Raw genomic sequence first — 19,601 nt, 5'->3', positions numbered from 1 at the left:
GCAACTTAACCATCCAGAGCAGCGAAGAGACTTGGCTCGATGAAGCTGCAGCAACCCCCGGTTAACGGTGAGGGTGCTTCCGCCAAGATCGATGGAGGATTCACATGAGGAACTTCGGTAAAAAGGCCGCAAAAGCGCCGGCCACTGAGGATAATTTGCTTGGCGGTGGCCAGGCTTCCTCGCCAGTCGCTAGCGAAAACATCATTGAACTGATTGGGCTAGGCAAAACCTACCGAAGCGAAAAAGGCCAAGAAGTCAACGCTTTGGTTGACGTGAATCTAACCGTTCGTCGCGGCGAAATCCACGGCATTGTGGGCCAGTCCGGTGCCGGTAAATCAACTCTGATTCGTTGCCTCACCGCTCTTGAACAGCCTACTTCCGGCCAGGTCATCATTGACGGCACGGATGTTTCACACCTCAAGCAGTCCCAGTTGCGTGAAGCCCGCCGCAATATTGGCATGGTTTTCCAGCACGCTAACTTGTTGGATTCGCGCACTGTCGCCCAAAACATTGCCTACCCGCTAGTTTTGGCCAAGCGTCCCAAGGCAGAAATCAAAGCCACCGTCGATCGTCTACTCGACTTCGTGGGCTTGACTGCTCGCGCCAACTCTTACCCTTCAGAACTTTCCGGCGGCCAGAAACAGCGCGTCGGCATTGCGCGCGCCTTGGCCGATAACCCGCCGGTGGTGCTTTGTGACGAGCCGACCTCGGCCCTCGATACCGAAACCACCCGCCAGATCCTCGACCTGCTAACTCGTTTGCAGCGCGAACTGGGCGTCACCATCGTCATCATCACCCACGAAATGGGTGTGGTTCGAGAAATCTGCGACTCGGTTACTTTGCTCGAGGCCGGTCAGGTCGTCCAGTCTGGACCCTTGTCAGAGATTGTGCAGGATGTTTCTTCTGCTCTTGCCGAAGAAATCGTCCCGTTCCCCTCGGTTGATTACGCCGACCTGAACCTCTCCCGTGACGTGCTACTGGATGTGCGTTTTACTTCGCAGCCAGGCAAACCGACCGGTTCGGCCGTCCTCGGCCTAGCCTCACAACTTGGGGCTGACTTGGCTGCGGGCACCTTCGAAACCCTCGGCAATACTCAGGTTGGGCGTCTCGCGCTCACCCTTGATCGTCGACACCTGTCGGAGGCGAAAGCCGCCTTCGCCGCCCAAGGAATCTTTGTTAAGGAGGTGGAAGTAGCATGACCACGCTACTAAACGCAGTACAACCTGCCACCCTACTTCCTGCGGACGGTACCTGGTTCCACAACCCAGCCATCCAGCAAGGCCTTCTGCAGGCGATTTGGGAAACCCTCGAAATGAGTTTCGTTGCCACCCTCATCACCGTGCTAATCGGGCTACCTTTGGGTCTCGCCCTAGTGGCCACCAGCAAGGGACACTTGTTTCCCAACCCGGGTGTGAACTCGGTGCTGGCGGTGATTGTTAACTTTGGTCGTTCGATCCCGTTCTTGATTCTAGCGATCGCGATTATGCCCTTCACCCGCCTAGTTTCGGGCTCCACCCTCGGTTGGAAAGCCACCGTGGTGCCACTCGTGGTCGGGGCAGTGCCTTACTTCGCCCGCCTCGTAGAATCGAATATCCTTGGCATCGAATGGGGCAAGGTAGAAGCCGCCCAAATGATGGGTGCTTCCCGCTCACGTATTCTTTTCGACGTCCTAGTCCGAGAAGCTAGCGCCCCACTGGTTCAGTCCATCACCATCCTTGCCGTCACCATCATCGGTTACGGTGCCATGGCTGGTGCCCTCGGTGCTGGCGGCCTCGGCCAGATGGCCATGAACTATGGCTACTCTCGCTTCGAACCAGACGTCATGGTTATTACCGTCATCATGATTGCGATTATCGTTCAGCTCACCCAGATGATTGGCGACATGATTAGCCGGCGTGTGGATCACCGCTGAGGAAACCACCGCCGGAGCCAGGCGCAGTAGCGCTAAACCCCCAAAACTTTTCAACCCCCGGGGCACAAGTACCCCAAAACAAAAACTTTACTGAAATCAACCACACCCGCCAAAAGGCGGAACCGAAAGGAAAACACCAATGCGTAACCTAACCGCAAAAGCAGCCATCGTCCTAGCAACCGGCGCCCTCGCCCTCTCCGGCTGCGGCTCCGACAGCCAGGAAGCCAACACCGGTAACGACAAAGTCACCGAAATTACCGTGGGTGCTTCGCCAGTTCCTCATGCCAAGATCCTCGAATACATTAACGAAAACTTGGCCGAAAAGAACGGCATCAAGCTAAACATTAAGCAGTTCGACGACTACGTCCAGCCAAACGAAGCCCTTAACTCCAAGGACCTCGACGCTAACTTCTTCCAGACCAAGCCTTACCTCGATGACCAGGCACCAAAGCACGGCTGGAAGTTCACCCCAGGCAAGGGCGTTCACCTCGAACCACTAGCCATTTACTCCTCCAAGCTCAAGGACGTTAACGAACTTCCTGAAGGCGGCAAGGTCGGCATCATCAACGACCCAACCAACCAGGCGCGCGCCCTTAACCTGCTCGCCCAGGCTGGCCTAGTCGAGGTTCCCGCCTCCGGTGACGTCACCATCCACACCGTCAAGCCACTCAAGAAGTTCGAATTCGTCGAGGTCGCCGGCCCACAGTTGGCCCGCTCCCTCCAGGACGTTGACCTTGCCGTCATCAACGGTAACTTCGCCCAGTCCGCAGGGCTCGCCCCGAAGAAGGACGGCCTAGTGGTCGAAAGCGCCGAAAACAACCCGTCGGTAAACCTCCTCGTATGGCGTGAAGGCGACGCCAACCCTGGCATCGCCAAGCTCGAAGAACTACTACACTCCCCAGAGGTCAAGCAGTACATCGAACAGACCTGGGGCAATGGCGAAGTCATCCCAGCCTTCTGAGCCAAACATACTCACTGAGTCAATCCTCTAGTTACCATCCGGGTAGTTGGTAACTAAGCAACCAAAGGTTGTCCCCCGCGAACTTGTTTCGTTGGGGGACAACCTTTTTTGTTTGCCCGAGGACGGTTTGACGTGTAGGTCAGTGCACTAGGCAGTTCTAGCTTTTCCTTAAGCGCGAGCCCTTGACCGTGAACTTGGCGGCTTCCATGTCGGGTGACATTCTGGCTTTCCTTGGCTTGGAAGCCGGCGCACTTGCTACCAGCGCCTTTCCGGGCATGAGAAAAGCCCCGCGGAATCGCGGGGCCGTCCTCGGAAAGTTAAGGTCAGTCGACGATGCCGTAGAGGCGGTCGCCAGCGTCACCCAAACCGGGCACGATGTACGAGTTTTCGTTCAAACGTTCGTCCACAGCGGCAACTACGACGGTGACATTGGCGCGGTCGCCCACGGCCTCTTCGAGGGCTTTGAGGCCTTCAGGGGCAGCCAAGAGGCAAACGCAGGTGACGTCACGAGCACCCTTTTCCAACAGGAAGTTGATAGCGTCGATGAGGGTGTGGCCGGTGGCGAGCATCGGGTCCACCACGTAGCACTGGCGGTCGGAAAGATCCTCAGGCAAACGGTTTGCGTAGGTGTCGATTTCCAAGGTGACTTCGTCGCGCTTCATGCCCAAGAAACCGACCTCGGCGGTAGGTAGCAGGCGAGTCATGCCATCGAGCATGCCCAAGCCGGCGCGAAGAATCGGCACCACGATGGGGCGCGGTTCAGCCAAACGCTTGCCGGTGGTCTTGGCGACTGGGGTAGTAATCTCGACATCGTCCACCAAAATATCGCGGGTGGCTTCGTAGGCGAGCAAAGTAACCAGTTCATCAACGAGCTGGCGGAACACAGCAGATGGAGTATCGCTGCGGCGCAAAGTAGTGAGTTTGTGGTCAACTAACGGGTGTTTTACATCAATCAAACGCATACTACAAAGATACCCTTATCGCGTCGAAAATGTTGCCCTGAAACCAAAATCTTGGCAGATAAAAATTGGCTGCGAGACCACGCGGGTAAGCGTCCTGCTAACATTTGAAGCAATAAAGTCGAGGTCGCCAACAGTTTGGAGGAAAAATGTGCGTTAACGATTTTTCCTTGCTGCATGCGGCGATGGACCAAGCTATGGCCGAGGCCGATCAGGCTGCCCGAGCGGGTGACATTCCCGTTGGGGCGGTAGTGCTCGGCCCTGACGGCTTTGAAATTGCTCGAGGACGCAATACCCGTGAGGCCCTCGGCGATCCTACCGGCCACGCGGAAGTTAATGCGTTGCGGGCGGCCGCGAAAATGTTGGGCCGCTGGCACCTGGAAGATTGCACTCTGGTGGTGACGCTCGAACCCTGCGCCATGTGCGCCGGGGCTATTGTCCTTGCCAGAGTAGGAAAAGTTGTTTTTGGCGCCTGGGACGAGAAAGCCGGTTCCGCTGGTTCGCTGCGAGATATTTTGCGCGATACCCGCCTCAACCACAATCCACAGGTTCAAGGTGGATTGGCCGAGGCCGAGTGCGCCCACCAACTACGCACCTACTTCGAAGCAAAGCGCGGAAAATAGCGGTTCGAGCGAGCATGAAAACCCGCGGCGATGGCGGGTCAGCGCGGCTGGGCTAAGGCATTTTAATGACCGAGTTAACTAGGCAAAGTAGCTTAGGAGCGTTTGTCAAACCCGCTTTTTTATTGCTATACTAGTTAGCCGAGGAAGCGTGTCCGAGCGGCCGAAGGTGCAACACTCGAAATGTTGTGAGGTGTCACAGCCTCCGGGGGTTCAAATCCCTCCGCTTCCGCCACATGAAGTGTCGCGACATCATTTTGATGTCGCGACACTTTTTTCGCCCTCGGACCTAGATGCCGTTAACATACTCCTATGACTACCAACCAGAACCAAGACCCTGAACCAATCCGGATCGATTTCGGTGCCCAGATGAAACTCGCCCTCGTATTTTGGGTGATTATGGCACTGATCAGTTTGGCCGTGGCCTTCCGTAACCCATTCATGGGCGTTTGGGTGATCACTGGGCTCATGGTTTTGGTTTCTGTTTACGCCATCATTATTGCGCCGCAAGACTTTGGCGAGCAGGCCCCGAAGCGACTGCTTTTAAGCGACGCCCTGTTCTCAACCATTGTGCCGATGCTGTTCACGCCCCTGTTGATTAACGCCTTTTTGGATAACGACCTCAGCTTTAGCCAGCTGATCGGCGGGCCAACCGTGGTTGGTTTCCTCTGCGTTGGCCTGCACTTCTGGCAGCGTTCCCGCACCAAGCACTTGCGCCCTCGTCACTTTTACGCCGACTGACCTGCCGAGGACGGGGACAGCGCTGGGGAAAATACCCGACTAGGTACCTTGGCCTCGTAGTTTTCGCACAGATTCAGTTGCTGGGGAAGACGCCCAACTAGGTTCCTTCACCTCGTAGGTTTCACAGCGATTAAGTCGCCGAGGACGGGGCCCGCTGTTGGGTTTTTCGCCCTCGGAACTTTAACGCCTAGAGGTTGATGGTGGTGACGTACTCGCAAGCCTTGTGCGGCGGAATGTGGAAGCGGCGAGTGGGGCTGTCCGCAGTATCGTTGAGGGTTTCGTAGGCTCCTGCGGCGAAACGTGAGTAGGCGTTACCGCCACCGGCATAGCGGAAGTGCGTCAAGTGCCAAGCGGTCTTTTCGTCCACTAAACCAGCACCGTCGGGGCCCAAGAGCGCCCACATATTGCACGAGTCCATGAACCCGATACGGATGGTGACCATCTGAGCGCCAGGAAGAGTACGATCGGCAGTTAGCCTCATCGGTTCAACCTTGACGCGATCAACATGGTGGATGTGTGGGACGCGGGTCCGCACCACATGAACGAACAAGAGCTTTTCGCGCACTGAATCGTTCAGCTCCACACTGGCTCGCAGAGCGTAAGGCATTACCCCGCGGAAACGCTGCAGGTAGACAGCGGTGCCAGGCATCTTGGGTACGCCGTCGAGCAGGCGTTCCACATCCGAGAAAAGGTACCCTTCCTTTTCGATCAGGGCGACCTTGGCGCGAGCTGACCAACGATGCCAGAACATCATTACCGCCAATAGTATGGCGGCAACTAGTAGTGGTAACCAGCCGCCAGATTCAATCTTGGTGATGTTCGCACTGAAGAACGCGACCTCGATCCCGCCAATAACCACCAGGTAGAGCACGATCTGCCACCAAGGGGAGTGGGCGTAGGTGCGCAGGTAGATGGCGTAAAGGGTGGAAGTGATCAGGAAGGTCATGGTCACCGCGATCCCGTAGGCGGTGGCCAGCTTGGTGGAATCTTGGAAAGCCACTACAACTACCAGCACGAGGGCTAGTAGCAGGTAGTTAACTACCGGGATGTAGATTTGACCGTGGTCGGTCTTGGAAGTGTAGACCGTACGGAAGTTTTGCAAAAAACCGAGGCGCGAAGCCTGCTTGGCCGTCGAGTAAGAACCAGAAATCACGGCCTGAGAAGCGATAATCGTGGCCATCGCCGCCAAAATCACCAGCGGAATCCGTGCCCAAGCCGGCACCATTAAGAAGAATGGATTAGAAATCGCTTTCGGGTCAGTGAGCAACAGGCCGCCCTGCCCCAAATAGTTGATTACCAAGGCTGGGTAGGCCACCATAAACCAGGCTCGGCGAATCGCCGGGGCACCAAAATGTCCCATGTCGGCGTAAAGTGCCTCCACCCCAGTAACCGTCAAAACCACGGCACCGAGCGCCAAGAAGAACAAACCAGGATGATCGAGGCCGAAACGGAAAGCATGATGCGGGCTGAGCGCCGCAACGATCTCCGGATGACGAACAATATGTTCCACCCCAGCCAATGCCAGAGTTAAGAACCAAAGCAACATGATAGGCCCGAATGCTCGCCCCACCTTGCCGGTGCCAAAACGCTGCACCAAAAACAAGGCCGTAAGAATCACGATCGCGATCGGCACCACCACTTCTTCCAGCGCGGGGGCAATCACTTCCAAACCTTCAATCGCCGAAAGGACACTAATCGCCGGGGTAATCACCGAGTCGCCAAAGAACACGGTCGCACCCACCACGCCAGCGATAATCGCCGCAAACTTGGCCTTCTGACCGCGCATCTTGCGGGCCACCAGCGCGGCTAGCACTAGGACGCCGCCCTCGCCCTCGTCATCCGCGTGCATCACCAACACGCAATACTTCAAGGCAACAATCAAGGTCAGTGACCAGAAAATCATGGAAATAATGCCCATAATATTTTCTGGATTCGGGGCAATCGCCCCATCAGCTAAAGCGAAGGCGGTCTGTACCGAGTAAAGGGGAGAAGTACCAATATCGCCAAAGACCACCCCAAGCGCGGCCACCGTCAGTAACAAGTTACGCCACTTACGGGTCGGCTCAGTTTGCTCGGCACCACCCTTACTGCCCTGGTCCGAGGGCGCTTTTTCCAGCGGAATCTCGGGGGAAGATTGGGTTTCGTTGCCGGGTACCTTGGGGTTGGCCGAGGCCGGTTGCCCGCCCTCGGTAAGGAAGTCTGAAGTCTGCGAATTCATGTCACTCACAGGCAAAATCATAGTCCTTTTCAACTAAAACAAAATAACTTTTGTGTTAGCCAACACACCCGATTCTGGCTAAATCTTGTGCTCAGAACTTTTTCAGCTTTTCGTCTCCGGCCTTGTATCCATGACCAGTGCGTACATCCCAACAAAACAGGTTCTTTTTGCCGTGATAGCAAGCTAAATGTCCGAACTGGATGGCTTCGTGATGCCCCAAAGTAGTATTCGTGTAGTTAGAGCACGTATTTTCCCAATCAGAACCTGTGAGTTCAGCCGGTTTCTGCTGGTCAGTAAAGGCCAGAATTATGCCATTGTATCCGCGAGGACCTATGCCAGCTGCCCCGGTCTGTTCCCACTTTGGGTAAGAACAAACTACATTTCCAGAATCGCTTTCATCATTCGAATTAACCTTAAAATTGCCAGCATAAACTCGGCAGGTAGCTTGAGGCAACGCTAGCTTAAAACCTGCACATTCTTTGACGCCAAGAGGAGTCTTCCATTTAATTTTGCTAGCGACTGGAGTAAGAATTTCTGGAAGCTTCAAGCCGTCAGCTCCGTTATTCTTGTTTTGTGCTTCCTTAGCTTTTTCAGCTTCTTCTTTTAGCTTTTTCTCTGCAGCGTCACGCTCTTCTTGGGCTTTCTTAGCCGCTTCAGCTTCGGATTGTGCCGCCTTGAATATTTCGTCTTGTTCATGCTTGAACTGTGCAGCTTTTTCACCACGACGTTTGGCAGCAGATTCCAATTTTGCTTTAAAATCTGGGCTAACATCGGTAGCCTCAGCAAGAAGTAACGAGGGAGGGAGAGGGACAGCTGGTAACTTAGCTAACTCCTCGTTTAGCTTGTTAATATCCTTAAAGCCAAGGAATGTACCTGAAAGTTCTACTTTTCCATTTGGATTTAGTTTTATGGTACCTTCCGTGGAGGTGACGCCAGGATTGGTGTCCTCATACATGTCGGGATCGCGTGACCATTCATAGGAAACCTTCATCTCCGTTGGGGAAATCAATTCTATTTTCGGATCTCTGCCGAATTCTTTAGATAGTGGAGGTAATGGTTTGCCGTAGACAAAATACTGTACTTGTCTCAATGCCAGTCGGCCACTACCACGAGAAAAGAATTCTGCTTTAGAAAGAGGGGCTGTCACATCCCAAGTTTTCTGTAGATAGTCAAGATCAATATTGTAGCCTTCAACCAGATCCTGCTGATCTAAATTGGGACGACCGTTTGTGAGCGCTTCCTTGACATTATCTAAAGTGCTTTTCTGTTCCCGTTCAGCAACGACCTTTTTCCACTGTTCAAATTTTGTCTCTAATTCTTTTTGCTGAGCAGAGACCTCTGGAGTTTTTGAAGCAGTGCTTTCTGGTGAACTAGCCGTTGGTGCCGGAGTTGATTTACCCCCACTGTTCTCTGTAGAAGTGCAGGCACTTAAGGCAAGAGCAAATGAAGTAAAGATTGCGATTGCAACAGTTTTAGTGAAGTTTTTCGGCATGACTCACATTCTACTCTCACTGAGCAAGTAATGTTTGTCGGTTGTTATCGCACTTGAATTATGGAATTTTTTTCTGAGCAAGATCTGTGAGCCTATGTAGTGTGGCCATCTTTTGAAAATGTTTAAGAAGCTGGTAGTTAGTTAAAGGCTGTAAACCGGTGATTCGTAGCTTTTTGGCAGGCTTGTTAAACTATTGGCAGTGACCTGCAAAGCGAAAGGTAAAAATTGCTTTCAATAAATCGGTTAAGTAAAAATTTTGGTGACCTCAAAGCGGTCAACGAGCTATCTTTCGAAGTGCCTGACGGTGAAATCGTTGGTTTCGTTGGCGCCAATGGGGCTGGCAAGTCCACTACCATGCGAATCGCGATGGGAGTTTTGTCTGCCAGCTCAGGGGAAGTGCTTTGGGATGGTGCCCCGATTAGTCGTGATAACCAGCGTTCGATTGGCTACATGCCGGAAGAACGAGGGCTTTACCCCAAGATGAAGGTGGGGGATCAGCTCATTTATTTAGCGCGCTTGCATGGACTTGATAAGGCGACTGCTGCCAAAGCCGTGGATCATTGGTTGGCGGCCCTAAACCTCTCTGAGCGCAAAAATGATCAGTTGCAAAAGCTTTCGCTAGGTAACCAGCAGCGAGTACAGCTGGCTGCCGCTTTGGTCTTTGACCCAACTTTCCTGATTTTGGACGAACCTTTTTCCGGCCTCGACCCGGTAGCGGTAGAGGTCATGTCCCAAGTGCTCATTGAGCGCGCCCAGTCTGGGGTAGCCACGCTCTTTTCGTCCCACCAGCTTGACCTAGTCGAGCGACTTTGCGACCGTGTGGTGATTATCCGTGAGGGGCGTTTGGTGGCCAACGATACGGTAGCGAACCTGAAAGAAAAAGGTACCAGTACTTTCCGGTTGGTGACTAACTGTCCGGCCCAAACCCTAGAGGAGCTTCTTCGAGAGCTACAGATTCCGGCCTCGACCGAAATTGGAAAAGACCTGTCCCAAGTGTCGCTCACGTGGGATGGAACCAAATCGCAAGAACTGTTGGGACAAGTCCTAAAGCACGGGCAAGTGCTGGAATACGGTCCGATCGTGCCATCGTTGACTGACTTGTTCAAAACTGTGGTGCAGGCGCCTAAGGAAGAGGAGGAAAGCAAATGAGTGAAGCAACCTCAACGACCGAACACTTCCCCAAACGAACTCGTCAAAGGAATAGCGCTGAAGCACCTATGAATAGTCATGACAGCAAACTGAGTCGTGGGGCCGAAATCAAGCTTGTGATTGGCCGTGAACTCAAAGTTGTTCTCTTTAAGAAGTCGACCATCATCACCACCATCGTGATGGCACTCTTTGCCATTGCCGGGGCCGTGGGGATGCATTATCTCAATGCCTCGTCCGATAAACTCGTGGTTGGGATCAACGATCCCGATCGGGTTCCAGGGATTAGCCAAATAAAATCCATGGACGAGGACGCCAGTCCGGTTGAACTGGTAGTCATGAGCCGAGCCGACGGTGAAAAAGACATTGAAAACGGCGACAAAATCGACCTGTTTGTTGACACCAAAACCACCCCAATCGAAGTGGTGGGATGGAGCCGAGTAAACACCGCTTTCGTTTCGCAGCTAACCGCCTTAAACTCCCAAAACGAGCTGGCTAAACAGATTAACCAGCTAGGTGGAGATCCGCAGAAAGTAAACGCTGAAATTGCTCAAGCTACCCCGAAAACCGTGCTTTTGCGCGTGGAAAAACGGGGAGATTCCGGAACTGGAATTGCGGGAATCGTAGTCAGCTTTGTGCTTACCATCCTGCTATTCATGCTGATTGTTTCTAGCGGATCCATGGTGGCCATGAGCGTGGTGGAAGAAAAATCCTCCCGCATCGTCGAAATCTTGCTGGCCACAGTAAGATCCTCATCTCTGTTAACCGGTAAAGTGCTAGGCGCTGGGATCTCATCCCTCATCACTACATTTATTTTCGTAGGAGCCGGGGCTCTCACCTCGTACTTGCTAGGTGATCTAGGTGGTGTCCAAATCGAGTTCGGGAAAATCTTTGCCCTCTCCGTTTTCTGGCTAATCCTTGGCTTCTTCACCTATGCTCTGATCTACGCGGGGGCGGCAGCTACCGTTTCGCGTCAAGAAGACCTAGGGCAACTTTCCATGCCAATTATGATGATGGCCCTTGTGCCCTATATTGTGGCAAGCTCGGTTCTTCCTTCGAATCCAGACTCGGTAGTAGCGAAATACATGTCCTACGTGCCAGTTTTCGCACCTTTCCTGTCGCCTTCGCGTAATGCCCTAGGCGTTGCCACCACTACCGATAATGTGGTCAGCATTGTGCTTGGTTTAGTGTTCTGTCCACTCATGATTTGGGTCAGTGCCCGCATTTACCGAGGGGCAATCCTACGTACCGGCGATCGGGTAAAGCTAAAGGACGCCTGGAACAGCAACTGAAACTGGAATAGTAACTAAAACTAGAGGAACTTACCCCAGACAGACCCATCAGAGGTTGTCTGGGGTAACTTCTACTCAAGATTAGCCAGCCGCATCATCTAGGAAGCTGACGCCCTATGCGAGGCTTTCTATTGGGTGGTCTGGGGTGCGGCCATCCCAGGGTTCAATGCCCTATGCAAGGCTTTCTAGGGCATTTTGGAAATGCCCGGAAGCGTCGGCGGCAACCTGCTCAGAAGTTAGCTCCCAAAGGTCATAATCACTAGTTGGGGGTGCCCAAGTACCGTTGGCGGTGAGCTCACGCTCCACTCGCTCTTGATTAACCCCAGCCCAGCGAGAACGAGCCCCTTCCATTTCTGAATGTGCCAAAACTTGGAAGTACACATCGCGCAGTGGGTCCAGCCGCAGGGCAAAGGAAGGCACTGATTCCTGAGCCGGATAAACCGTGTAAGTAAAGACTTGCTGCGGAGCCAGCGGGACCCGCAACTGCACGGTGGAAATCGCGGTGGTGCCAGTAATGAAGCCCATCACCTCATCAACTTCCACGCTGGCCTCAAAGCCCTGCTCGCGCAAAACTTGGGCTACCTGATTCAAGGCAGGAGAGACCGTAGAAAGAACAAAATCATTCACCTGCGTGGCGGTCGGGTAAGCGGTAGCGCGAGAAAGCCACTGCGACCAACTCAAGTTCAAAGCGGACAAGGGATCAGCGCTAGGCGGGGGAGTTGCCAAAGCTTCCAAGGTAGGCGCGACGACAGCACGGGCGTCCTCGGCACGCAAAGTACGAACCAAAGAAATCATCAGCAAATAAAGCACAAAAGCGAACGGCAAACCCATCACAATGGTGGCCGACTGCAAAGCTGAAATCCCGCCAACCAAAAGCATTGCCAAGGTCAAAATGCCCGTCAAAGCCGCCCAATAGACTCGCAACCAGCGGGGACCATCACCGGTAGTATCCTCGATATTTGAGGAAAAATTTGCCATCACTAAGGCGGCTGAATCCGCACTCGTAACGTACAACAGCAAACCAATCAAGGAAGCCAAACCGGCCACGAAAGTAGCACCCGGGTATTGACTCAAAAGCAGATAGAAAGCACGTTCAGGGTGCGAAAGTGCCAACTTGCCAAAGGCATCATCCCCATGACGCACCACATCTAGGGCCGAGTTACCAAAAACGCTCACCCAACCAAGTACGAACAGGAACGGGATCGTTAAAGTCCCCAAAACGTACTGGCGAATCGTTCGACCCTTAGAAATACGAGCCAAGAACAAGCCCACAAAGGGGGCCCAAGCAACCCACCATGCCCAGAAGAACAAAGTCCACGTATCCATCCAGGTTTGGTTGTTATCGAAAGCGTATGTGTTAAGCCACCACTGGGGAAGCAGCGCCAAATAGTCGCCCACGTTCATAACTAAGGCATTAAGCAAAAACGAAGTGCGCCCCGTGACGAAAACATAAAAGACCAAAATCAGGGCCAGACCAACGTTGATTTCCGACAGCCGCTTAATGCCCTTATCCACACCCGAGACGGCACTAATCGTCGCCACAATCACTGCCAAAGAAACGAGGGCGAGCTGCACTGCCAGCCGTTCTGGCACCCCGAAAAGATAGGTGAGACCATAGTTCAGCTGCACCACGCCAATCCCTAACGAGGTAGCAACCCCGAAAATCGTGCCGAGGATGGCTGCAACCTCAACCGCGTCACCAACCGAACCATGAATCCGTTTGCCGATTAAAGGGTACAAAGCGGAACGAATCGAAAGGGGCAAGTTGAAACGGTAGGCGAAATAGCCAAAAGCAAGCCCCATCAGAGCATAGATGGCCCAACCAGTAATCCCATAGTGGAAAAGAGTCAAAGCCACTGCTTGGCGGGCAGATTCCACTGATTCGCCCGAACCAACTGGCGGTTCATAATACTGGGCTACCGGCTCTGCCACCGAGAAGAACAATAAATCGACCCCGATGCCTGCCGCGAAAAGCATGGAAGCCCAGGCATACGGCCGAAACTGCGGAGTAGCGTCATCAGGCCCCAAACGCCGCTTACCGTTAGCCGACAGAGCAATCCACAGCATAAACGCAAGAACAATCGCCCCGGTAGCAATATAGAACCAGCCTAGTTCCACCGAAACCAGTCCCACCGCAGAAGCCAGCGCAGCCTGTGCTCCCGCAGGAGAGATGATCGCCCACAAAGCCACCGAAATAATCAGAACCGAGGACGCCACCAGTACCGTCCAGTTCACTTTTGGGGCGTCCGGGACGGAAACGGAATTGGGGTTTTTAGCCAAACTGTTCGAAGCTCGGCTATTGGCCTGGTTGGGAGTTAACTGGCTCATAACACCCATACTTTACCTTAAGGGCACAGGCATTAAAACCCTTTTAAAGCAGAAAGTTGTGGGTGAGAAAGCCTGTGGAAAAGTAAAGAAGCTTTACTTTTCGTTGCTAGTTGTAGCGTGAGTGGAATCCCAGTAGCGGGCAAAACCGGCGTAAATTGACCCCGACACGTTGTGCCAAACCGAGAAGATGGCGCCAGCAACTGCCGCCTCGGGAGCTGGCACGAAAGTCTTAGCCAAGCCGGAGGCCAGACCAGAGTTCTGCATCCCGACCTCGATCGCCATCGTGCGACGAGCAGCCCGATCGAGCTTGCAGGCACGAGCCACACCGTAACCGATCGACATCCCAATCAGGTTATGGATAACCACAGCCAAGAACACCAAAGGGCCAACCGTAGAAAGGGAAGCAGAGGAACCGGCTACCACTGAACCGAGGACGACAGCCACTGTAATGGCCGAAGCCCAAGGTAAAATCGGTTCCATGGCAGCCACCAACTTGGGCAACAGCAGGTGCACAATAAAGCCGCCAATGACCGGCAATAAGACTACCTGAACCACGGTCCAAGACATTTTGGCAAAAGAAACACTGATCGAAGTGCCACCTAGGTAAAGCACCCACGCAGGAGTCAGAATCGGTGCCAACAACGTCGAAAGGGTAGTCAGACCAACCGACAAAGCCACGTCACCTTTGGCGAGGTAAGCGACCACATTCGAGGCCGTCCCGCCGGGGGAAGCACCTACCATAATGACACCAATGGCTAGAGCAGCAGGTAGACCTAAAGCCTCGGCGACCGCCCAACCGGCAATTGGCATGATAATAAACTGCGCGGCACTGCCAACGAGCAAAATCCATGGTCGTTTAAACAGCGCAATCACTGGGCCAGGACGCAAGGTCAAACCCATCCCGAACATAATGACGCCGAGAAGAGGCAAAATATGAGGGCTAATGGGAGCGTAGATCCCTGGAGTGGCCCAACCAAGCACCCCAGCTAAAATTACGATTGCAGGGAACCCAATAGCGGCAGTCAGTGCGGAACGCAAAGACTGCTCTGACTTGTTAGCAGTAGTCACTTAATCACCAATTAGTAAAAGTAATAAAAAAGAAGAATGACAGCATGGAACAAAAGCAAGATTATTGCTAGCCAAATAAGCGATTTAATCTGCGTTTGTCCCGGATAAGGATAACGGCTTGCCCGGTATTGCGCGATACCAGCAAGGATCAAGCCAATAATTTCTAGCCCAAAGGCGACGGCTCCAAGAAAAATAAAAACCTTAGCGGCAGTGGTTAAACGGCGAGTAGTATCGTCCAAACTTTAACCTCACTTGGCAGCTGGAGCTGGAGTTCCTTCCGCCGGGGCGGGACCTTCCATCGTGGCTTCGTCTGCTCCCGATTCTTCCTTGCTTTCTTTAATGAACAAGGGATCGACTGGTTTACAGTTAGCTGCTTCGCCTGCTTGACGCTGCTGACTTAAGTCCGAGGCGCCTTCAGGAGTAACCACTTGGTTAAAGGCATTACCAAGCAAAAGTTCCAACTCAGTATTATTTGGAGAGCCGCCTGGCATCAACGTAATTGCCGCATCTGGCACCATACGCTGGAGTTCATAAGCTTCAGAGATGCTGTAAATCGAGGTGCGAATATCTGCGGCACCTTCAACTTCTGCGGCTGCGTTACCTACTTTAGTAACCACGAAACCGCCAGCAGTCAAAGCATCTCCCACCTTAGTAGCAAGACCACGCTGATCAGTAGCATTTAGCACACGCACTTTTACCTGATTGGGTGAAACCGGTTTGGCATCATCAGCCAAACAAGGAGTCGTGTAATAGGTAGGTTTAATCGCCCCATGGGAGAACGGAGGATCATAAGGGGCCTTAATGGCGCCAGTTGCGAATAAAAAGCCCACCACAAGGACGACTGCTAACCAGCCGAATAAAACCAAAAACGTGGTTGTGCGTTTCTTTTCGAGGGCGCTTCGGTATAGAGCGCGCGGATTTTGCTTGCCACTCACAGTCACAAAGGTACTTTACTTAGGCTCTAATGTGAAACGCAAAGAAAATAAAGTGGGGAATTTCTTAGCTTTCAATTACATTTCAGTAACGAAAAGGAAAATTGAGCAAATCAAGTTGCAGACTTTAGTAAAGCGAAGGTAAAGTTTCTTTTCGTAATGAAAAGCGCATGGATGTGCGCACTCAACATGGAGGGCGAAATGAAAAAGCGTCTCGCATTTGTAGCAGTTCTGAGTCTAGCGGGCTCGGCTGCTTTGGCTGGCTGTGGAGCTAACGATGGTGGCGGGGCTGCAGGCTCTGCCGAACCAGCAGGTGGGGAAGAAACCTACGTAACCGTAAATGGTTGTGAACCTGAAAACCCCTTGCTCCCTGGTCTCACTAACGAAACTTGTGGTGGCAACATGTCCGGTATGCTCTACGGCCGTTTGGTGGCCTACGATGAGACCGGCAAGCCACAGAACGAATTGGCTGAGTCGATTACCACTGATGACTCCCAGACCTACACCATTAAACTTAAAGCAGGCGCAAAGTTTACCGATGGCACCGAAATTAAGGCTGCTAACTTCGTAAACGCATGGAACGCTGTCGTTAAGGAAAAGCAGCGTCAGTCCTTCTTCTTCGAAGACATTGAAGGTTACGAAGAAGGTAAGGAAATGTCCGGCCTTCAGGTCGTCGACGATCACACCTTCACCGTCAAGCTATCCCAGCCAGAATCTGACTGGCCATTGCGTCTAGGCTACTTGGCCTACGCCCCACTACCTGACAAGGCGATGGGTGACGGCGCCAAGGACTTCGGTGAAAACCCAGATTCTTCCGGTCCTTACAAGTTGGCTTCTTGGAACCACAAGCAGGATGCCACCTTCGTACCAAACCCAGACTACGATGGTCCTCGTAAGGCACAGAACAACGGTGTTAAGTTCAAGTTCTACGCTACCCCAGACCCGGCATACAACGACCTACTTTCGGGTAACCTAGACGTTTTGGACAACATCCCAGACACCGCCTTCTCCACCTTTGAGAAGGAACTCGGCGACCGGGCAGTTAACAAGCCATCGGCTGTTTTCCAGTCTCTCGCTATCAACATGGATGACCCACACTTCGGTGGCGAAGAAGGCAAGCTCCGTCGTCAGGCCCTCTCGATGGCCATCAACCGTGACGAAGTTACCCAGGCCATCTTCAAGGGTACCCGTACCCCAGCTAAGGACTTCACCTCCCCAGTTATTGCTGGCTGGTCCGACAAGGTTCCTGGCAACGAGGTCCTAAACTTCGATCCTGCCAAGGCTAAGGAACTTTGGGCCAAGGCAGACGCCATGAGCAAGTATGACGAAACCTTCAAGGTTGCATACAACTCTGACGGTGGCCACCAGGCATGGGTTGAAGCCCTCTGCAACCAGATCAAGAACAACCTAGGCATCGCTGCTGAAGGCGACCCGTACCCGGACTTCAAGTCCTTGCGTACCAAGGTTTCCAAGCACGAAATCAAGACCGCCTACCGTACTGGCTGGATGGCTGACTACCCATCGATCTACAACTTCCTCGGCCCACTCTACGCAACTGGCGCTCCTTCGAACGACGTCCAGTACTCGAACCCAGAGGTTGACAAGTTGTTGAAGGAAGGTTTGTCCGCCAAGACCACTGAAGAAGGCATCGCCCTCTTCACCAAGGCGCAGACCCAGTTGCTATCCGACTTGCCAGTGCTGCCATTGTGGTACTCCAACATGACTGGTGGTTCCTCCGACAAGGTCCAGAACGTTAAGTTCGGCTGGGACGGCGGCCCACTATTGTACCAAGTCACCAAGAAGTGATAACTCCTCGGTAGTCGCCGCCCACGCGGCGGCTACCGCCACATACTAGGGAAACTGATCGTGGTTCACAGTTCTCCCGCAACGGCCGCGAAAAAGGTCTGATTAGAGAGCGGGCCTTTTTCGCGGCCACACTTATGAACCACCTTGAACCACTCGCCCCACCAGCTGGGGCAAAACGAACCAAAGGAAATCCGAATGCTGCGATACATTGGCCGGCGTGTGCTGCAAATGATCCCGGTGTTTTTCGGTGCCACCATGCTGATCTACGCCCTCGTGTTCCTCATGCCAGGTGACCCCGTAATCGCCCTCGGCGGTGACCGTGGGCTCCCACCGGAAGCACAAGCGAAAATCCGCGCCGAATACAACCTTGACCGTTCCCTTCCAATGCAATATTTGCTTTACCTCAAGGGAATCCTCACTCTAGACTTTGGGAAAACCTTCTCTGGTCGGCCCGTTGCAGAAGTAATGGCCAACGCTTTCCCTGTAACCATCCAGTTAGCCTTGATGGCACTGGTATTTGAAGCCCTACTCGGCATCATCTTTGGTGTCATCTCCGGCCTACGCCGTGGTGGATTCTTCGACTCCACCATCCTCGTGGTTTCCATGCTGGTCATCTCGATCCCAACCTTCGTGATCGGCTTCGTCATGCAGTTCTTCATCGGAGTTAAATGGCGGTTACTGCCAGTGACGGTGGGTTCAAATGTCTCCTTCCAATCGCTGCTCATGCCAGCGATTGTGCTTGGAGCGGTTTCTTGTGCTTACGTTATTCGTCTAACTCGCCAGTCCATCAGCGAAAACATGGATGCTGATTACGTTTCTACCGCCCGCGCTAAGGGCCTTGATGGTCGCTCCGTGCTGATGCGCCACGTGCTCCGTAACTCTCTGATCCCAGTGGTGACCTTCCTCGGTGCTGACCTCGGCGCTTTGATGGGTGGCGCGATCGTCACCGAAGGTATTTTCGCCATCAACGGTGTCGGTGGCACCATGTTCCAAGCCATTTTGAAGGGTGAACCCGCCACCGTCGTTTCCATCACCACCGTGCTTGTGTTGGTCTACATTGTCGCTAACTTGATTGTGGACCTCTTGTACGCCGCTCTCGACCCAAGGATCCGTTATGCCTGAGAAGTTTGAACCACTTGCTGGCAATCCAGTGCCAGTCGGGCCTGAAAAAACCGGCCGAGTTATTACTCCGCTTCCAGGCCAACACCGCTTCATTTCAGATGTTGACGAAACTGGCCTCGGTGCAGTTGACGCTGTGCCCGACGATTCGGCGCCCTCGTCAATGTGGGGAGAAGCCTGGAAGCAACTACGTCGCCGTCCGCTCTTCTGGATCGCAGCTGCCATTATTGCCTTGATGGTTATCATGGCAATGGCACCGCGACTATTCACCAGCCAGGACCCCGAATTCTGTACTTTGTCTCTCTCACTAAGTGAGCCCACTTGGTCGCATCCCTTCGGCTATGACCGCCAAGGCTGTGACGTCTACTCCCGCGTCATCTACGGGGCACGCGCCTCCTTGTCGGTAGGTTTGATCGCCACCATCCTTTCGGTGCTGCTCGGGGCCACCATTGGGGCACTAGCTGGTTACCTCGGCGGCTGGCTCGATTCCTTGCTATCACGTATCACTGACGTGTTCTTCGCGATCCCATTCGTGTTGGCTGCAATCGTCGCCATGCAGATGTTTAAGAGCCACCGTGATGTTTGGTTGTTGGCAGCAGTGCTGGCGGCCTTCGGTTGGACCCAGATTGCCCGTATTACTCGCGGTACCGTTATGTCCACCAAGAACGAAGAGTTCGTCACCGCCTCGATTGCGGTCGGCAAATCGCGTTTCAAGACGCTGCTGTCGCACATCATGCCGAACTCTTTGGCTCCCATCATCGTGTACGCGACCGTTTCGCTTGGTGCTTTCATTGTTTCTGAAGCTACCTTGTCCTTTATGGGTATTGGCTTACCGCCCTCGGTAGTGTCTTGGGGTGGCGACATCTCTCGCGCCCAGGCCGCCTTGCGTAGCCAACCAAGTGTCCTCTTCTACCCAGCAGGCGCCCTCGCCCTCACCGTTTTGGCTTTCACCATGATGGGTGACGTGGTCCGTGACGCCCTCGATCCTAAGTCCCGGAAGCGGTGAC

Annotated in this window: 17 protein-coding genes, 1 tRNA gene and 1 riboswitch; of the genes, 11 read left to right on the top strand and 7 right to left on the bottom strand. The window is 53.5% G+C overall.

The genetic code is table 11. The features are described 5' to 3' along the window. Window positions 1-6: 6 nt before the first annotated feature. A riboswitch (SAM riboswitch) is annotated at window positions 7-98 on the top strand. A gap of 6 nt (window positions 99-104) precedes the next feature. The 3 genes from BK816_RS08340 to BK816_RS08330 all read left to right on the top strand — a co-directional run bounded on the left by BK816_RS08340 (window position 105) and on the right by BK816_RS08330 (window position 2,873). Beyond that, window positions 105-1,199, top strand: a complete 1,095-nt coding sequence (locus BK816_RS08340) for a methionine ABC transporter ATP-binding protein (RefSeq protein WP_083379185.1) — start codon at window positions 105-107, stop codon at window positions 1,197-1,199. Next, window positions 1,196-1,912 (top strand): methionine ABC transporter permease, encoded by a 717-nt coding sequence (locus tag BK816_RS08335; RefSeq protein ID WP_071164748.1) that lies wholly within the window; start codon window positions 1,196-1,198, stop codon window positions 1,910-1,912. The genes BK816_RS08340 and BK816_RS08335 overlap by 4 nt, the downstream gene beginning before the upstream one ends. Before the next feature lie 139 nt (window positions 1,913-2,051). After that, on the top strand, window positions 2,052-2,873 hold the full coding sequence (locus tag BK816_RS08330) for a MetQ/NlpA family ABC transporter substrate-binding protein (protein WP_071164747.1): 822 nt from the start codon (window positions 2,052-2,054) through the stop codon (window positions 2,871-2,873). A 323-nt stretch (window positions 2,874-3,196) separates the two neighbouring features. Here BK816_RS08330 and upp read toward each other — a convergent pair whose 3' ends face one another. Next, window positions 3,197-3,835, bottom strand: a complete 639-nt coding sequence (gene upp / locus BK816_RS08325) for a uracil phosphoribosyltransferase (RefSeq protein ID WP_071164746.1) — start codon at window positions 3,833-3,835, stop codon at window positions 3,197-3,199. Window positions 3,836-3,981: 146 nt separating this feature from the next. On the opposite strand from upp, the gene BK816_RS08320 reads away from it, so the two are divergent. The 3 genes from BK816_RS08320 (at window position 3,982) to BK816_RS08310 (ending at window position 5,193) form a co-directional block, all read left to right on the top strand. Further along, the gene (locus tag BK816_RS08320; protein ID WP_236842326.1) at window positions 3,982-4,455 is read left to right on the top strand and encodes a nucleoside deaminase; all 474 of its coding nucleotides are present in this window, start codon (window positions 3,982-3,984) and stop codon (window positions 4,453-4,455) included. A gap of 142 nt (window positions 4,456-4,597) precedes the next feature. Continuing rightward, a tRNA-Ser gene (locus BK816_RS08315) sits at window positions 4,598-4,687 on the top strand. A gap of 77 nt (window positions 4,688-4,764) precedes the next feature. After that, a complete protein-coding gene (locus BK816_RS08310; RefSeq protein ID WP_071164745.1) occupies window positions 4,765-5,193 on the top strand; it encodes a hypothetical protein in 429 nt (142 codons plus the stop codon). Between the two features lie 187 nt (window positions 5,194-5,380). Here the strand turns inward: BK816_RS08310 and BK816_RS08305 are convergent, their stop codons facing one another. Together BK816_RS08305 and BK816_RS08300 are read right to left on the bottom strand one after the other, a co-directional pair. Beyond that, window positions 5,381-7,411 (bottom strand): potassium transporter Kup, encoded by a 2,031-nt coding sequence (locus BK816_RS08305; protein WP_236842379.1) that lies wholly within the window; start codon window positions 7,409-7,411, stop codon window positions 5,381-5,383. A 91-nt stretch (window positions 7,412-7,502) separates the two neighbouring features. Next, on the bottom strand, window positions 7,503-8,903 hold the full coding sequence (locus BK816_RS08300) for a hypothetical protein (protein ID WP_071164743.1): 1,401 nt from the start codon (window positions 8,901-8,903) through the stop codon (window positions 7,503-7,505). A 225-nt stretch (window positions 8,904-9,128) separates the two neighbouring features. Between BK816_RS08300 and BK816_RS08295 the strand changes: the two genes are divergently transcribed. Beyond that, on the top strand, window positions 9,129-10,052 hold the full coding sequence (locus BK816_RS08295) for an ABC transporter ATP-binding protein (protein WP_071164742.1): 924 nt from the start codon (window positions 9,129-9,131) through the stop codon (window positions 10,050-10,052). Continuing rightward, window positions 10,049-11,341: an ABC transporter permease gene (locus BK816_RS08290; protein ID WP_071164741.1), complete on the top strand. Its 1,293-nt coding sequence runs from the start codon at window positions 10,049-10,051 to the stop codon at window positions 11,339-11,341. Before BK816_RS08295 ends, BK816_RS08290 begins: the two co-directional genes overlap by 4 nt. Window positions 11,342-11,512: 171 nt before the next feature. Here the strand turns inward: BK816_RS08290 and betT are convergent, their stop codons facing one another. The 4 genes from betT to BK816_RS08270 all read right to left on the bottom strand — a co-directional run bounded on the left by betT (window position 11,513) and on the right by BK816_RS08270 (window position 15,672). Then, window positions 11,513-13,669: a choline BCCT transporter BetT gene (gene betT, locus BK816_RS08285; RefSeq protein WP_204377192.1), complete on the bottom strand. Its 2,157-nt coding sequence runs from the start codon at window positions 13,667-13,669 to the stop codon at window positions 11,513-11,515. 93 nt (window positions 13,670-13,762) lie between these two features. Further along, window positions 13,763-14,737: a bile acid:sodium symporter family protein gene (locus BK816_RS08280; protein WP_071164739.1), complete on the bottom strand. Its 975-nt coding sequence runs from the start codon at window positions 14,735-14,737 to the stop codon at window positions 13,763-13,765. Between the two features lie 11 nt (window positions 14,738-14,748). Further along, the gene (locus BK816_RS08275) at window positions 14,749-14,976 is read right to left on the bottom strand and encodes a hypothetical protein (RefSeq protein WP_071164738.1); all 228 of its coding nucleotides are present in this window, start codon (window positions 14,974-14,976) and stop codon (window positions 14,749-14,751) included. Window positions 14,977-14,985: 9 nt separating this feature from the next. Next, window positions 14,986-15,672: a LytR C-terminal domain-containing protein gene (locus tag BK816_RS08270; protein WP_170299681.1), complete on the bottom strand. Its 687-nt coding sequence runs from the start codon at window positions 15,670-15,672 to the stop codon at window positions 14,986-14,988. A gap of 198 nt (window positions 15,673-15,870) precedes the next feature. On the opposite strand from BK816_RS08270, the gene BK816_RS08265 reads away from it, so the two are divergent. From BK816_RS08265 to BK816_RS08255, 3 genes are all read left to right on the top strand, one after another. After that, window positions 15,871-17,475: a peptide ABC transporter substrate-binding protein gene (locus BK816_RS08265; protein WP_071164736.1), complete on the top strand. Its 1,605-nt coding sequence runs from the start codon at window positions 15,871-15,873 to the stop codon at window positions 17,473-17,475. 195 nt (window positions 17,476-17,670) lie between these two features. Next, window positions 17,671-18,597, top strand: a complete 927-nt coding sequence (locus BK816_RS08260) for an ABC transporter permease (protein WP_071164735.1) — start codon at window positions 17,671-17,673, stop codon at window positions 18,595-18,597. Beyond that, complete coding sequence (locus BK816_RS08255; RefSeq protein WP_083379184.1) at window positions 18,590-19,600, top strand: ABC transporter permease; 1,011 nt, start codon at window positions 18,590-18,592, stop codon at window positions 19,598-19,600. Before BK816_RS08260 ends, BK816_RS08255 begins: the two co-directional genes overlap by 8 nt. Window position 19,601: the final 1 nt, after the last annotated feature.

Source organism: Boudabousia tangfeifanii (assembly GCF_001856685.1).
GTDB classification, from domain to species: domain Bacteria; phylum Actinomycetota; class Actinomycetes; order Actinomycetales; family Actinomycetaceae; genus Boudabousia; species Boudabousia tangfeifanii.
This window is presented reverse-complemented; position numbering and strand designations above follow the sequence as displayed.